The organism is Kribbella sp. NPDC051620, assembly GCF_044453825.1.
In the GTDB taxonomy this organism is placed as follows: domain Bacteria; phylum Actinomycetota; class Actinomycetes; order Propionibacteriales; family Kribbellaceae; genus Kribbella.
In genome coordinates this window covers 532353-545854 of sequence record NZ_JBITDB010000005.1, presented here as the reverse complement: position 1 = coordinate 545854, position 13502 = coordinate 532353, and the positions used below count along the sequence as shown (strand labels likewise).

At 68.6% G+C, this 13502-nt stretch carries 16 protein-coding genes; 12 read left to right on the top strand and 4 right to left on the bottom strand.

What is annotated here, in order from left to right; translation table 11 throughout:
- Positions 1–50 precede the first annotated feature (50 nt).
- Genes ACIA12_RS27180 through ACIA12_RS27170 form a run of 3 tightly spaced genes read left to right on the top strand, consistent with a single transcriptional unit; the run spans position 51 to position 1569 of the window.
- Positions 51–893, top strand: a complete 843-nt coding sequence (locus ACIA12_RS27180) for an SDR family oxidoreductase (protein WP_396369900.1) — start codon at positions 51–53, stop codon at positions 891–893.
- 32 nt (positions 894–925) lie between these two features.
- Positions 926–1147, top strand: a complete 222-nt coding sequence (locus ACIA12_RS27175; protein WP_396369899.1) for an antitoxin — start codon at positions 926–928, stop codon at positions 1145–1147.
- Entirely contained in the window at positions 1144–1569 is a 426-nt protein-coding gene (locus tag ACIA12_RS27170) for a PIN domain nuclease (protein ID WP_396369898.1), read from the top strand. Before ACIA12_RS27175 ends, ACIA12_RS27170 begins: the two co-directional genes overlap by 4 nt.
- A gap of 31 nt (positions 1570–1600) precedes the next feature.
- Here ACIA12_RS27170 and ACIA12_RS27165 read toward each other — a convergent pair whose 3' ends face one another.
- The 4 genes from ACIA12_RS27165 to ACIA12_RS27150 are packed head-to-tail and all read right to left on the bottom strand — an operon-like array spanning position 1601 to position 4515.
- Positions 1601–2299, bottom strand: coding sequence for an NADH-quinone oxidoreductase subunit C (locus ACIA12_RS27165; RefSeq protein ID WP_396369897.1), 699 nt, complete (start codon positions 2297–2299; stop codon positions 1601–1603).
- Complete coding sequence (locus tag ACIA12_RS27160; protein ID WP_396369896.1) at positions 2296–2907, bottom strand: NADH-quinone oxidoreductase subunit B; 612 nt, start codon at positions 2905–2907, stop codon at positions 2296–2298. Before ACIA12_RS27160 ends, ACIA12_RS27165 begins: the two co-directional genes overlap by 4 nt.
- Positions 2908–2912: 5 nt before the next feature.
- A complete protein-coding gene (locus tag ACIA12_RS27155) occupies positions 2913–3764 on the bottom strand; it encodes an alpha/beta fold hydrolase (protein ID WP_396369895.1) in 852 nt (283 codons plus the stop codon).
- A 7-nt stretch (positions 3765–3771) separates the two neighbouring features.
- A complete protein-coding gene (locus ACIA12_RS27150) occupies positions 3772–4515 on the bottom strand; it encodes an SDR family NAD(P)-dependent oxidoreductase (protein WP_396369894.1) in 744 nt (247 codons plus the stop codon).
- Positions 4516–4653: 138 nt separating this feature from the next.
- Between ACIA12_RS27150 and ACIA12_RS27145 the strand changes: the two genes are divergently transcribed.
- From ACIA12_RS27145 to ACIA12_RS27105, 9 genes are all read left to right on the top strand, one after another.
- Positions 4654–6144, top strand: a complete 1491-nt coding sequence (locus ACIA12_RS27145) for a purine-cytosine permease family protein (RefSeq protein ID WP_396369893.1) — start codon at positions 4654–4656, stop codon at positions 6142–6144.
- Positions 6141–6668, top strand: coding sequence for a cysteine hydrolase family protein (locus ACIA12_RS27140; RefSeq protein ID WP_396369892.1), 528 nt, complete (start codon positions 6141–6143; stop codon positions 6666–6668). Before ACIA12_RS27145 ends, ACIA12_RS27140 begins: the two co-directional genes overlap by 4 nt.
- Complete coding sequence (locus tag ACIA12_RS27135) at positions 6665–7384, top strand: GntR family transcriptional regulator (RefSeq protein WP_396369891.1); 720 nt, start codon at positions 6665–6667, stop codon at positions 7382–7384. Before ACIA12_RS27140 ends, ACIA12_RS27135 begins: the two co-directional genes overlap by 4 nt.
- A 338-nt stretch (positions 7385–7722) precedes the next feature.
- Positions 7723–8712 carry an ADP-ribosylglycohydrolase family protein gene (locus ACIA12_RS27130; protein ID WP_396369890.1) on the top strand — a complete coding sequence of 330 codons (990 nt, stop codon included), beginning with the start codon at positions 7723–7725 and terminating at the stop codon, positions 8710–8712.
- Positions 8709–9620 carry a PfkB family carbohydrate kinase gene (locus ACIA12_RS27125; protein ID WP_396369889.1) on the top strand — a complete coding sequence of 304 codons (912 nt, stop codon included), beginning with the start codon at positions 8709–8711 and terminating at the stop codon, positions 9618–9620. The genes ACIA12_RS27130 and ACIA12_RS27125 overlap by 4 nt, the downstream gene beginning before the upstream one ends.
- An 85-nt stretch (positions 9621–9705) precedes the next feature.
- Complete coding sequence (locus ACIA12_RS27120) at positions 9706–9870, top strand: hypothetical protein (protein WP_396369888.1); 165 nt, start codon at positions 9706–9708, stop codon at positions 9868–9870.
- Positions 9871–10079: 209 nt separating this feature from the next.
- Entirely contained in the window at positions 10080–10208 is a 129-nt protein-coding gene (locus ACIA12_RS27115; RefSeq protein WP_328329674.1) for a hypothetical protein, read from the top strand.
- 15 nt (positions 10209–10223) lie between these two features.
- Positions 10224–10394, top strand: a complete 171-nt coding sequence (locus tag ACIA12_RS27110; RefSeq protein WP_396369887.1) for a hypothetical protein — start codon at positions 10224–10226, stop codon at positions 10392–10394.
- Positions 10395–10507: 113 nt separating this feature from the next.
- Positions 10508–13432: an AAA family ATPase gene (locus ACIA12_RS27105; RefSeq protein WP_396369886.1), complete on the top strand. Its 2925-nt coding sequence runs from the start codon at positions 10508–10510 to the stop codon at positions 13430–13432.
- Positions 13433–13502 lie beyond the last annotated feature (70 nt).

Here is a 13502-nt window from a genome sequence, read left to right as displayed (position 1 = left end):
TGAGGTACCAGGGTGTGGACAAATCGCCGATCCAACGGAGTTGACGCGAGATGACCACGATCCTCGTCACCGGTGCGACTGGGCGCGTCGGGCGTCACGTAGTACGGGGTCTGCTGGAGGCGGGCGTGGGCGTGCGGGCGCTGGTGCGCACCCCGGCTCTCGCTGGACTGCCTGCTGAGGTGGAGGTAGTCCCGGGCGACATCTACAACCCGGCTGCTGTCTCGCGCGCCGCCGCCGAGGTCGACGCGGCGTTCCTGCTCTGGCCGGCCTTCACAGCCGACGGCGCTGCTCCGGTACTGACGGCCCTGACCAAGCAGGTGAGGCGAGTTGTCTACCTGTCGTCGATGAGCGTCAGCGAGGCCGACCCGTCGGCCAGTGGCGTTTGGGGCGAGCTCGAGGTGTTGCTGACCGACGCAGGCGCGGACTGGACGTTCGTCCGCCCTGGCGGGTTCGCCGCCAGCACCCTGGAGTGGGCGGAACAGATCCGCACCGGCAACGTCGTCCGGATGCCTTTCCCGAACGCCGGCCGTTCGCTCATCCATGAACGCGACATCGCCGACGTCGCAGTACAAGCCCTCCTGCACGACAAACACATCGGCCAGACCTACGCCCTGACCGGCCCAGAGGTCCTGACCCAGGCCCAGCAGGTGGCCACCATCGCCACTGTCCTGAACAGGCAACTCCGGGTCGAAGAAACCCCACCCCCGGAAGCCCGCCGGTCAATGCTCACCCAAGGTCTCGACCCGTCCTTCATCGACTCCGCCCTCACCTACTGGCACTCCCTGGTCGCCAACCCCGAACCAGTAACCACCACTGTCGAGACCCTCCTGACTCGCCCCGCCCTCACTTACCACCAATGGGCCGAAGACCACGCAGACGACTTTCGCGACTGATATCCTCTGATATCAGAGGAAGGAGCCTGATCATGAGCGACGTACTGATCCGCGACGTGCCCGATGAGGTTCTCGCTGTGATCGACCATCGGGCCAGCCATCTCGGCCTGTCGAGGAGCGAGTACCTCCGCCGCCAGCTCAGTCAGGAGGCCGGCCGAAGCGATGACCCGGTGACCGTTGCCGACCTCAAACGCTTCTCGCAGACAGCCCGGGATCTGGCTGATCCCGATGTCATGGACCAGGCCTGGTCGTGACACCGAAAGGCGAGACCCGGCGCTGGCTGGTGGACAAGTCAGCGCTGGTACGTCTGGGGAACAGCCCGGCGGTCGACGAATGGGCGAGCCGAATCGACCGAGGGCTGGTACATATCGCCACCGTCACTCTGCTCGAGGTCGGCTTCTCCGCCCGGACAGCCGAAGAACACCGACTGTCTCTCCAGCATCCTCCGGTGTCGTCGATGCCGGTCGAGAACGCGACGCCGGCGATCGAACGTCGGGCGGTGGCCATTCAGGCGATGCTCGCTGCCAGCGGGGAACATCATGCGCCATCTGTGCCTGACCTGTTGATCGCGGCAACCGCCGAACTCGCCGGCCTGATCGTCCTGCATCTCGACAAGGACTTCGATCTGATTGCAGCCATCACCGGTCAGCGGCTGGAGCGCCTCGAACTCGTGTGACCTGGTCAGAAGGGTTGGAGGAGTCAGTCGCCTACTCGGTTTCCGGCTTTGGTTCGGTTTGTTTTGGCGTACGCCGCTCGCCTGCGGCTCGACGTGGGCGGGCCGGGGTTGCCGCCGACAGGGCCGGGGCCAGTGGGTCTGGGTCGGGTGAACCCGGTGGGCGCGGGCCCCAGGACTCGGGGTCGGGGACTCCTGGGGGGAGGGTGCGGCGGCGGCTGGGGGCGCCGGCCTTTGGGGCGTGGTCGGATTCGCCTGGCTCCTTGGCGCCTGGCCAGGGCTTGGCGATCCGCGAGGCGAGTACGAACTCCTTGCGCAGCGGGTTGCCCTCGAAACCGTCGGGCAGCAGCAGCGGGATCAGGTTCGGATGGTCCTCGAAGGTGATGCCGAACATCTCGAACGTCTCGCGCTCGTGCCAGTTCGCCCCCGCGTACAGGCCGGAAAGTGTCGCCAGGGAAGGAGTCGCCCGGGGGATGAGGGTGCGGACGATCAGGTGGTCGACGTGCGCGCCGCCCCAGAAGTCGGCCAGGTGGGTGACGACGCGGAAGCCGTCGTTGAGTTCGTCGCTCGCGGTGAGGAAGTCGAAGAAGGTCAGCCCGACCTCGTCGCGCAGCACCTCGTGGGTCGCGATCCACGACTCGGCCGGTACGTCGATCGTCTCCGGGCCGAAGCTGTCCACCTTGGTCGCGGCGATGCCCGCCTCGGTCAGCGCGCCGAGCGCATCATCGCTCACTGCGACCGCACCTCAGCGGAGCCGCCCGCCTCGGGACCTGCTGCGGAAGGCGGTGCGATCAGGCCGCGGGTCAAGGCCTGCGGCGACGGCTCGTACCGGCTGGTGACGTTCTCGCCGGCGATCTTCTCCTGCAGTTTGAGGATGCCCTGCAGCAACGCCTCCGGTCGCGGCGGGCAGCCGGGCACGTAGACGTCGACGGGGATGATCTGGTCGACGCCCTTCGTCACGCAGTACGAGTCCCAGTACGGCCCGCCCGAGTTGGAGCAGGAGCCGAACGAGATCACGTACTTCGGCTCCGGCATCTGGTCGTACAGCCGCTTGATCGCCGGCGCCATCTTGTCCGTCACGGTCCCCGACACGACCATCAGATCGGCCTGCCGCGGCCCGGGCGCGAACGGGATCACGCCCAGCCGGATGAAGTCATGCCGGCCCATCGAGGCCGCGATGAACTCGATCGCGCAGCAGGCGAGGCCGAAGTTGAACACCCAGAGCGAGTACTTGCGGCCCCAGTTCAGCAGATAGCGCACCGGCTCGGGCGCGAGCCTGGCCAGGGCGCCCACCTGCGGTCGCACCGTTGGCGTCGGCAGGTGGACAGGGCTGTCAGGCATGGAGGTCAGCCTAGTCCGACAATCTCCTCCGCGAGGATCTCCGGGTACTCGAGTGGCGCATAGTGCCCGACCCCGTCCACCAGCCGCAGCCGGACGTCGCTGAAGAAGTCGTCGAGCCGGTCCGACCAGGCCCGCGGGAACAGCGGATCGAACTCCGGCCACAGCACCACCGTCGGTACGCCGATCCGGTCATACGACGCCGGAGCCGTCTCAGCCGCCGAGGTCGCCACCGAGCCGGCACCGGCCCGGTACCAGTTGATGGAGGCGGTGAACGCACCCGGCGCCGAGTACATCTCCACCAGGTGATCCAGCTCCGGTACGAAGCCCGGACCCGACCAGTGCGTCCAGAAGTGCTCCAGGTACGCCCGTACCGCCTCAGGCTGGCCGTCGACGAGCGACTCGATCACCGGCAGCTTGTGGAAGGCCTGGTACCAGAACTCCGCCTGCGCCTTCTCCGAGAACACCCGCTTCCCGATCCCCGGCAGCGGCGGAGCAACCACCAGCCCGTCGACCAGGTCCGGGTGACTGCGCGCTATCCCCTGCGCAATCCGGCTGCCGACGTCGTACCCGGCCAGTACCGGCCGATCGAGCCCCAACTCCTCGATCAACCCCAGTACGCTCCGCGCCTGCCCAGCGACCCCGTACTGCGCAGCCGGGTCGGCCTCATGCTTGTCCGACTCCCCGAACCCCCGCAGATCCGGTACGACGACCTCATGCCCCTGCTCCACCAGCAACGGCACCAGCCGCCGATAGTCAGTCCTGTCACCGGGCCAGCCGTGGAGCAGTACGACGGCCGGACCCTCCCCATCGCGGTCGTAAGCCAGCGAGAACCCGTCTACGGCTGCACTAGTCGACATGGCTCCATCACAGCAGATTCAGCAAGTGCCCGGGCCTCGTTGTCAGTCCGCCCTCCACCGGAAGCGTGATGCCGGTGATCCACGAGGCGTCGTCGGAGGCGAGGAAGGCGATCGCCGCGGCCACGTCCTCACCCGTGCCGACCCGGCCGAGCGGGTAGATCGCCTTGAGCTCCTCCAGCAACGCCTCCTTGCCGATAAACCGATCAGTAGCGACAGTGGCCGGCGCGACCACGTTGAAGCGCACACCGCGCGGCCCGTGGTCGGCAGCCAGGTTGCGGACGAGGTTGGCCAGGGCAGCCTTGGCGGCGGCATAGGGCGCAGTACCGAGCGCTACCTCTCCACTGATCGACCCGACCAGTACTACGGACCCGCGGGACTCCAGTAGATGCGGCAGCGACGCTTGGATGCAGCGGGTCGCTCCGATGAACGTGAAGTCGTACTGCCGACCCCACTGGTCGTCAGTACCCTCCAGCGCGAGGTTGTGGCCGGCCACATTCGCCAGTACGTCGAGCCGCCCGAACCGCTCCACTGTCGCCGCGACAGCCGCCTCGACAGAGGCAGTGGAGGTGATGTCGCAGTCGAGGGCAACAACGGACCCACCGGCTTCGGCGACGACGGCAGCGGTCCCCTCGGCGTCGATGTCGGCCGCCCCGTCGGCGGCCCCTTCCGCCGCCAGGCGTAGTACTGTCGCCCGCCCGATCCCATGGGCGGCGCCCGTCACGAAGGCCACCTTGTTCTCGAACCTCTGCACTGCCAGCTCCTAGCGTCGGGGATCCCGACGCTAGGTCCTAGAGCATGGTCTAGGTCAACGGCTCCTTGACCCGGTGACAGCGGCGACCTACCGTGAAATGGACAGGACTGGACAGGTTCATTTCGGGTTGGAGCGCGAATGGCCGATCAGCTGCGGGTAGACGCTGTCGAAGGACGGACGGCGCTCACGGTCGAGAGCAACGGGCTGAACGTCATCAGCGACGTTGATCGCAAAGGAACGCCGCGCCAGCTCTTCTGGCCGTGGTTCGGCGCGAACGTGTCGGTCCTCGGCCTCAGCTACGGCGCCTTCGCGCTCGGGTTCGGCATCTCGTTCTGGCAAGCGGTGATCGCCGGAGTCATCGGGATCGTCTTCTCGTTCCTGCTCTGCGGCCTGATCGCGCTGGCCGGCAAGCGCGGCTCGGCGCCGACGCTGGTGCTGAGCCGGGCGGCGTTCGGCGTACGGGGCAACAAGCTTCCGTCGCTGGTCAGCTGGCTGCTGACGGTCGGCTGGGAGACCGTGCTGACCATCCTCGCGACGCTGGCCACGGCGACCGTGTTCGAGCGACTCGGCTGGGGCGGCGGCGACATCACCAAGGTGATCGCGCTCGTCGTCGTCGGCACGCTGACCGTCGCCTGCGGCGTACTCGGCTTCGACCTGATCATGCGCGCGCAGACGGTCATCACGGTCGTCACCGGCGTACTGACCGTCGTCTACATCATCCTCGTCGCCGACCAGGTCCACTGGAGCGCCGTCAGCGCCCTGCCGAGCGGCTCGAGCCAGGCGGTGATCGGCGCCCTCGTCTTCCTGATGACCGGCTTCGGCCTCGGCTGGGTCAACGCCGCGGCCGATTACTCCCGCTACCTGCCCCGTACTGCGTCCAGCCGGGGTGTGGTCGGCTGGACGACCTTCGGCTCCTCGGTTGCTCCCGTCGTACTGTTCGTCTTCGGACTCCTGCTGGCGGGTTCCTCGAAGGACCTGAGCGACTCGATCGCGGCCGACCCGATCGGCGCGCTGGCCGAGGCGTTGCCGACCTGGTTCCTGGTGCCGTTCGTGGTCGTCGCGGTGCTCGGGCTCGTGGGCGGCGCAGTACTGGACATCTACTCGTCCGGCCTCGCGTTGCTCTCGGTCGGACTGCCTGCGCCGCGGTACGTGGCCGCCTTCATCGACGGCATCGTGATGATCGCCGGGACGATCTACGTGGTGTTCTTCTCCAGCGACAGCTTCCTGTCCCAGTTCCAGGGCTTCCTGATCACGCTCGGCGTCCCGGTGGCGGCCTGGTGCGGCATCATGCTCGCCGACATCGCCAGCCGTCGCCGCGACTACGCGGAGGCCGAGTTGTTCGACCGGCGCGGCCGGTACGGCGATGTCCAGTGGTTGCCGATAGCAACCGTTGTGGTCGGGACGGCGATCGGATGGGGTCTGGTCACCAACGGCCTGGCCGACTGGCTGACCTGGCAGGGATACCTGCTCAAGCCGCTCGGCCTGGGCGGCAAGGAAGGCGCCTGGGCGTTCGCCAACCTCGGCGTGCTCTTCGCGCTGGTGATCGGCTTCTTGGTCCAGTACTTCCTCGCACGGCCGCAGGTGCGGGCCCAGGAGCAGGTGGGTGCTCGGGAGCAGGTGGGCGCATGACAGTCCTCGCGCTGATCGACCTGCAGCGGATCTTCGCCGAGCCGGAGAGCGGCTGGGCCACACCCGACTTCCAGCGGGTGATCAAGCCGACGCAGCAACTCCTCGAGATCTTCCCGACTGTTGTCTTCACCCGCTTCGTCGCGCCCGCGGAGCCGGCCGGGTCCTGGATCCCGTACTACGAACAGTGGCCGTTCGCGTTGCAGCCGCCGGACTCGTACGCCTATCAACTGGTGGACGAGTTCCGGGGTGCGCCGACGCTGGACAAGACGACGTTCGGCAAGTGGGGGCCCGAGTTGGCCGAGGCTGTCGGGCCGGGCGGGCGGCTGGTGCTGTCCGGCGTGACGACCGACTGCTGCGTGCTGACGACGGCACTCGCGGCGGTCGATGCCGGCGTACGGGTTCAGGTGGTCGCCGACGCGTGCGCTGGGGTCGATGAGGCCAGTCACCAGAAGACACTCGACATCATGCGGTTGTACTCGCCGATGTTGGAGGTCGTGACGGTCGAGGAAGTACGCAACCAGTGATCCGTGGGGTGAACCTCAAGCACGAGCGGATCGCGTCCATCCTGGCCCGGGAGATCCGCTCGGGACGGGTCGGGCACGGCGATCAACTGCCGGGCGAGGTCGAACTGGCCAAGCGGTTTGCGGTCAGCCGCAATACGGTGCGGTCGGCGCTCGCAGTACTGAGTGAAGACGGATTGATCACCACTCGGACCGGCAAAGGTTCGTTCGTACTGTTTGATGGGCGGCCGTTGGACGACCGGCTGGGGTGGTCGCATGCGCTGGCTCAGCAAGGCGTCGAGACGCGGGTACAGATGCTGCGGCTGGCCCACGAACAGGACCACGAACTGGCCGAACGGCTCGGCCTCGACTCCCCCGACGTCATCGTCATCGAGCGGCTGCGGGTGATCGTCGGCGGCGCGGCCATCTCGATCGAACGCAGTTGCATCCCCGCGCTGGACGAACTCCGCGACCTCCCCGAACGCGGCCTCGACGACAACTCCATCACCGCCACCCTCGCCCGCGCCGGCCTACACCTCGACCACGGCGAACAACGCCTCCGCGGCCGCCCCCTGGACCCCGGGGAAGCCACCCTCCTTGGCCGCCCCGAAGGCACCTGGTTCCTCCACACCCGCCGAGTCAGCTACACCCCCGACAACCGCTTCGCCGAACAGGTAGACAGCCTCCTAGACCCAGAACACTTCGAACTGAGCCTCACGTACTCGGGACCCACGCCATGACGCCCGCGCGCCCCGCCGACGCCTTCGGCATCGGCAGGATGGGAGGGAAGGGCGGCCCCGCCCCCCAGGCGAGCGGTGCCGCCGCTGGGCGGAGAGCAGCGGACGCTTCCGCCCCCCACGCGAGCGGCGCCACCCCTGGGCGGGGAGCAGCGGGCGCTCCGGCCCATGGCGAGTCGGGAGAAGCCTTCACCCAAGAGGAGTCGGGTAGCGCAACCGCCTCTACCGCGGGGTGGGCGGGCGGGGCAGACGGCTCCGCCTTGGGCATCAGCGGTCACTCCGCCAGGTGGTCTCGGGCGGCAGGCGCGTTGTATGGGTTGGCTATTGGGGATGCCTTGGGGATGCCTACTCAGTCGTTGCCTCGGGCGTTGATTGTGGAGCGGTACGGGGAGGTGATCGGAGGGTTCGAGCCGGCGCCTGAGGATCAGCCGTTGGCGGCGGGGATGGGGGCTGGGGCGGTTACTGATGACACCGAGCAGGCTGTGTTGCTGGGGCGGCTGGTGGTGGAGTCTGGTGGGAAGGTTGACGGGCGGGAGCTGGCGCAGCGGTTGCTGGTGTGGGAGGACGGGATGCGGGCGCGCGGGTCGCTCGATCTGCTCGGGCCGTCGACCAAGCGGGCGATCGACGAACTGCTGCAGGGCAAGGACATCGACGAGACCGGGCGATACGGGACCACCAACGGCGCCGCGATGCGGATCACGCCGGTCGGTATCGCCACACCTTCCACAGACCTCGACCTGCTGATCGAGCGCGTGATCGCCGCCAGTGCCGCAACCCACAACACCGGCCTCGCCCTCTCCGCCGCCGCGGCCGTCGCAGCAGCAGTCAGCGCAGGCATCGACGGCGCAACCATCCCCGAAGCAACCACCCAAGCCATCGCAGCCGCCACCAAAGCATCAACCAGCGGCCACTGGGTAGCCGGCGCAGACATCGCCACCCGCATCAAATGGGCCACCTCCCTGGTGACCGGCTCCCGCATCGAGCCGACCGCCTCCATGTTCGACACGGCGTCTGGCGATACCCCTCCTAGGCCGGGCGCCGTGTCTGTACTTCTGTATGACCTGGTCGGTACCAGCCTGGCCAGCCAGGAGTCCGTACCGGCCGCGTTCGCCGTCCTCGCCGCCTACCCCGACGACCCCTGGCTCGCCGTCCGCCTCGCCGCCTCGGTCGGTGGCGACACCGACACCATCGCCGCCATCGCCGGCGCGATCGCGGGCGCGTGCCACGGCCTCGACGGCTTCCCCGCCCACGCCCGCACCACCGTTGCCGAGGTCAACAACCTCGACCTCGACACCCTCGCGACCCAGCTCCTGAAGGTCCGCGAAGGATGAGACTCCTCCACCTCGGCAACGTCGTCATCGACCTCGTCCTGACCGTCGGCGACCTGCCACCCCACGGCGGCGACGTCATCGCTTCCAGCACCACGACCACCCCCGGCGGCGGCTTCAACGTGATGGCCGCCGCCGTCCGCCAGGGCCTCCCCACCCTGTACGCCGGTGCGCACGGCACCGGCCCCTTCGGCGCCATGGCCCGCGAAGCACTCGCCGGTGCGGGTATCGAGTGGTTGCACCCAGCAAGGGAAGACCTGGACACCGGCTTCGTCGTCACCCTCGTCGACCCGACCGGCGAACGCACCTTCGTCACCAGCCGCGGAGCCGAGGCCACTCTGACCGGCGACGAGCTCCCAGCACCAGCCGACGACGACCTCGTGTACCTGTCCGGGTACAGCCTGTTGCACGACTCCAACCGGGCCGCCCTGCTCCCCTGGCTCGCCAAGCTCCCCGACGACATCGAGGTCTTCTTCGACCCGGGTCCACTCGTCGCCGAGATCCCCGAGTACGCGCTCGAGGCAGTACTCGACCGCGTCGACTGGTGGAGTTCCAATGCCGGCGAGGCCACCCTGTTGACCGGCCTGGTCGATCCGGTCGATTCGGCTCGCGCAGTACGGGGAAGGACGTGTCGGGCCGATGTGCTCGTCCGCACTGGACCGGGTGGCTGCGTGCTCGCAGTACGGGGTCAGGGCGTTACGCAGGTGGATGGGTTCGCAGTACAGGCTGTGGACCTCAATGGCGCTGGAGATGCGCATGCCGGGGCGTTCCTGGCAGGGATTGCCCAGGGCAAGGAACCGGCCGAGGCTGCCCGCCGTGCGAATGCAGCGGCTGCCCTTGCGGTGACCCGGCGCGGACCGGCCACTGCGCCCACTAGGGACGAGCTAGAGGCCTATCTAAGGGACCAGTAGCCAGCGCATAGGGAGTAGTGCTGATGTGGCCCTCCTCCTCAGGCGAGCACAGTCGTGCCATCGACCGAAGCTCCCGGAGGACACCATGTTCAACCTCTCGATGCCAGCGCTCCAAGCGGAGGTCTCCTACCGCCAGGAGCGACTCAAGCGTGACTACCAGCGTCCGCTGCTGTGGTTCAGGCGCACGCCCAAGAAGCCGGTGAGCACCACACAGTGCCTGCCGGTGGTCCAGGCCAGGCACGCGATGTGAGCGCCCGACCACCACCGACCCCCTGAGCCCAGTACGGCCGAGCCCCTCACCCGGGGCTCGGCCGTACTGCTGTTCCAGGGGCTCCTAGGCGTCAACCGGATTACCTAGTAGGCCCCTTGGACCCCTGGATAGGGACTAGTTCGGATGTGCCGCCCCTCCTCAGACGAGCAGATTAGGGGCATCAACCAAGGCAGCCAGGAGGCAGCGAGATGTTCACGAACGAGTCGGTCAAGGCAGAGGTCAGCTACCGCAAGGAGCGCCTCACCCGCGACTACCGCCGGTCCGCCGGCAAGCCGGTCACCCGCCGGATCGTCCACCTGTTCACCAAGAGCGCCTGAGGGGAGGAACACACCATGTCAATGTTCATGAGCACCCAGTCGATCCAGGCGGAGACCGCCTACCGGCAGGAGCGGATCAAGCGTGAGTACGGCCGGGCCAACGGCCGCCGGCTGCGCGCGAAGCGGGCCGAGAAGCCCGAGCCGCTGCACGCCCGCCACGCACTGCGACCCACCACCGCGGCATGACCGCCGTGGCCACCGTCCCCGACCGGACAGTCCCGGTCGGGGACGGCGTTTTTTCCGCCGCGGACGCACCGCGGACGGGATGCCGTCGATTTGTGTCGGTGCCAGGAGCGAAGATGGACGACGTGCCCTGGAACTCGACACCCCTCGTCGGCCGCTCGTCCGAGCTGTCCGCACTGCTCAGCGCCGTGGACGAGGCGAAGACCCGCCGCGCCGGGGCGATCCTGCTGTCCGGTGACGCCGGCGTCGGCAAGACCCGGATGCTCGACGAGGTGGCCACCGGCGCGCACGAGCGCGGCTTCGGCGTGCTGGTCGGGCACTGCACCGACTTCGGCGACGCCGGCCTGCCGTACCTGCCGTTCACCGAGATCTTCGGCCGGCTGGCCGACGAGCGCCCGCAGGTGGTCGAGAGCGTCCTGACCAACTTCCCGGCGATCGGCCGGCTGCTGCCGACCCACCGCCTGATCGGCGCGCAGAGCGTCCCGCAGGACGGCCAGCTCGACCGGGCCGCGCTCTTCGACGCCGTACTGGGCGCCTTCACCGCGCTGTCGACCAGCGAGCCACTGGTGGTGATCATCGAGGACGCGCACTGGGCCGACGACTCCAGCCGCGACCTGATCGGGTTCCTGATCACCCGGCTCACCTCGCAGCGGCTCGCGCTCGTCGTGTCCTACCGCAGCGACGACCTGCACCGGCGGCACCCGCTGCGCCGCCCGATCGCCGAGTGGTCCCGCAACCCACGCGTACGCCGGGTGAGCCTGCTGCCGCTGGACGCGACCGACTCCCGCACGCTGCTGACCGCTCTACTCACTGAGCCCCTGTCTGAGCTGGAGGAGCTCCGCATCCTCGAGCGCGCGGGCGGCAACGCGTTCTTCACCGAGGAGCTGGTCGCTGCGGCGTCGATGGGCGATGCAGACGCAGTGCCGCCCGACCTGGCCGACCTGCTGCTCGTCCGGCTCGACCCGCTGTCGGACGACGCCCGGCAGGTCGCTCGGGTGATCGCAGTGGCTGGCCGGCGCGTTCCCCACACGCTCCTGACTGCTGTGGCTGGGCTGCCCGACCGTGAGCTGGATGCGGCGCTACGGGAGCTCATCGACGCGCACATCATCGAGCACCCAGGCAATGCGAGCTACTACTTCCGGCATGCGCTGCTGGCCGAGGCTGTGTATGACGACTTGCTCCCGGGTGAGCGCGTGCGGCAGCACGCGGCGTACGCGAAAGCACTGAAGGACCAGACCGTCGCCGGTACTGCGGCAGAGCTGGCCGGGCACGCGACCAGGTCCCACGACCTGGCTACTGCCTTCGAGGCGCGGGTACGAGCTGGACAGGAGGCCATCTCGGTGGCAGCGCCGCAGGAGGCGCTGAAGCACTACGAGATGGCGCTGGAGCTGCTGCCTAACGCAGCGCCCGACGCGAGCATCGACAAGACCTGGCTGATCGTCGAGACGGCGACCGCTGCTGCGTTGTCGGCCCAGCACCTGCGCGCGGTCAAGCTGCTGCGCAAGGCGCTGAGCGAGCTGCCGCCCGACACTCCGCGGCTCCAGCGAGCGGAGCTGTTGATGCCGCTGGCCGAGATCGCGCTGACCATCGACAACGACCAAGAGGCGCACGAGGCGATTTCGCAGGCGCTGCGGTTGACCTCGGACGAGCCGGCGACGGTGTTCAAGGCTCAGGTGGCATCGATGTACGCGCGGGTCTCGGATGCGCTCGGGCGGCCGATGGAGGCCGAGCGATGGGCCCATGAGGCGTTGCAGATCGCGCGGGAAGTCGGCCAGGAGTCGGCGGCCAGCGACGCCGGAATCACCTTGGCCCAGCTGCGTCGACGGGCCGGCGACCCCGTGGCCGCGGCCAAGCAGCTGGAAGAGGCGGCAGTACGGGCTCAGTTGGCTGGCGACTCGGCGGCCGAGGTACGCAGCCGGTTCTTGCTGGGGTCGAACCACTACGAGATGGGCGATCTCGCCAGCGCCCGGAATGCACTCCAGTTGGCGGCAGAACGTGCGGGCGAGTTGGGGCGTCAGTGGGCGGCGTACGGGTTCGACGCTCGGCGGACGCTGGCGCTGACCCAGTTCGTACTGGGCGAATGGGACGAGTCGGCAGCGACCGCGCGGACCGACTCGATGACACCGGCCGCGGCGGACGCCGCGCTGCGCGGAGTGGGGCTGAATGTTCGCGGCGCCCGTGGCGACACGTCGGTCGCCGAGGAGCTGGAGCGGCTGCGCAAGTGGTGGACGCTCGACGTCATGGTGCCGATCATCGGCCTGCAACCGGCGGTCGACGCCTATCTCAGGCTCAACCGGCCGGCCGAGGCGGAGAAGCTGATCACCGACGTGTCGTCGCTGTGCGCGGAGATCTTCCAGACCGAGTGGTTCATGGCCCGGATCCGGTTCTCGACGCTGGGTCTGCAGGTGCTGTGCCATCGCGCCGTCCATGAGCCGTCCGCGGCGGCCGAGTTGGTGGCGCGCGGAGCCGAGCTGGTGGCAGACGGACAGTCGACCGCTGAGAAGGGGATGCCGCCCGGCCGCGTGCTCGGGGTCGAGGGGATCGCGTGGCTGGCCAGGCTGGAGGCGGAATGGGAGCGCCTCCGCTGGCTGGCCGACATCGACCCACCGACGCCGGCCGAGCACGTGGCCACCTGGCAACGGACGGTCGACGCGTTTGGGTACGGCGATGTCCATCAGCAGGCTTGGTCGCGGTTGCACTTCTCGGCCGCGCTGCGTGCGGCTGGGCGGGTGGCTGACGCGAATGAGCAGGTGGCGCTCGCTGTGGAGACCGCCCGCCGGCTCGGTGCCAAGCCGTTGCTGGAGGAGTTGGGCGGGGCCGAGGGCGGTGGGGCGGGCGCGGGGCCGGCGGCGCTGACGGCGCGCGAGTCCGAAGTACTGGCGCTGCTGGCCGAGGGCCGGACCAACCGGCAGCTTGCCCGGGAGCTGTACATCTCGGAGAAGACGGTGAGCGTTCACGTCTCGAACATCCTGGCCAAGCTGGGTGTGCGCAGCCGTACCGAGGCGGCCGCGGTGGCTCGGCGGGACGGGTTGCTCGAGTAGAACTGTTCACTTGCTGTGGGGGCAGGTTCACTCGGCGTCGATTCTTATTCGCGTGAAGTATGTACTGACG

Bases quoted from the DNA above. Each gene is read 5' to 3' on its own strand.
- ACIA12_RS27180 (WP_396369900.1), top strand. From the start codon at position 51: ATGACCACGATCCTCGTCACCGGTGCGACTGGGCGCGTCGGGCGTCAC.
- ACIA12_RS27175 (WP_396369899.1), top strand. From the start codon at position 926: ATGAGCGACGTACTGATCCGCGACGTGCCCGATGAGGTTCTCGCTGTG.
- ACIA12_RS27160 (WP_396369896.1), bottom strand. From the start codon at position 2,907: ATGCCTGACAGCCCTGTCCACCTGCCGACGCCAACGGTGCGACCGCAG.
- ACIA12_RS27155 (WP_396369895.1), bottom strand. From the start codon at position 3,764: ATGTCGACTAGTGCAGCCGTAGACGGGTTCTCGCTGGCTTACGACCGC.
- ACIA12_RS27145 (WP_396369893.1), top strand. From the start codon at position 4,654: ATGGCCGATCAGCTGCGGGTAGACGCTGTCGAAGGACGGACGGCGCTC.
- ACIA12_RS27140 (WP_396369892.1), top strand. From the start codon at position 6,141: ATGACAGTCCTCGCGCTGATCGACCTGCAGCGGATCTTCGCCGAGCCG.
- ACIA12_RS27130 (WP_396369890.1), top strand. From the start codon at position 7,723: ATGCCTACTCAGTCGTTGCCTCGGGCGTTGATTGTGGAGCGGTACGGG.
- ACIA12_RS27125 (WP_396369889.1), top strand. From the start codon at position 8,709: ATGAGACTCCTCCACCTCGGCAACGTCGTCATCGACCTCGTCCTGACC.
- ACIA12_RS27120 (WP_396369888.1), top strand. From the start codon at position 9,706: ATGTTCAACCTCTCGATGCCAGCGCTCCAAGCGGAGGTCTCCTACCGC.
- ACIA12_RS27115 (WP_328329674.1), top strand. From the start codon at position 10,080: ATGTTCACGAACGAGTCGGTCAAGGCAGAGGTCAGCTACCGCAAGGAG.
- ACIA12_RS27110 (WP_396369887.1), top strand. From the start codon at position 10,224: ATGTCAATGTTCATGAGCACCCAGTCGATCCAGGCGGAGACCGCCTAC.
- ACIA12_RS27105 (WP_396369886.1), top strand. From the start codon at position 10,508: ATGGACGACGTGCCCTGGAACTCGACACCCCTCGTCGGCCGCTCGTCC.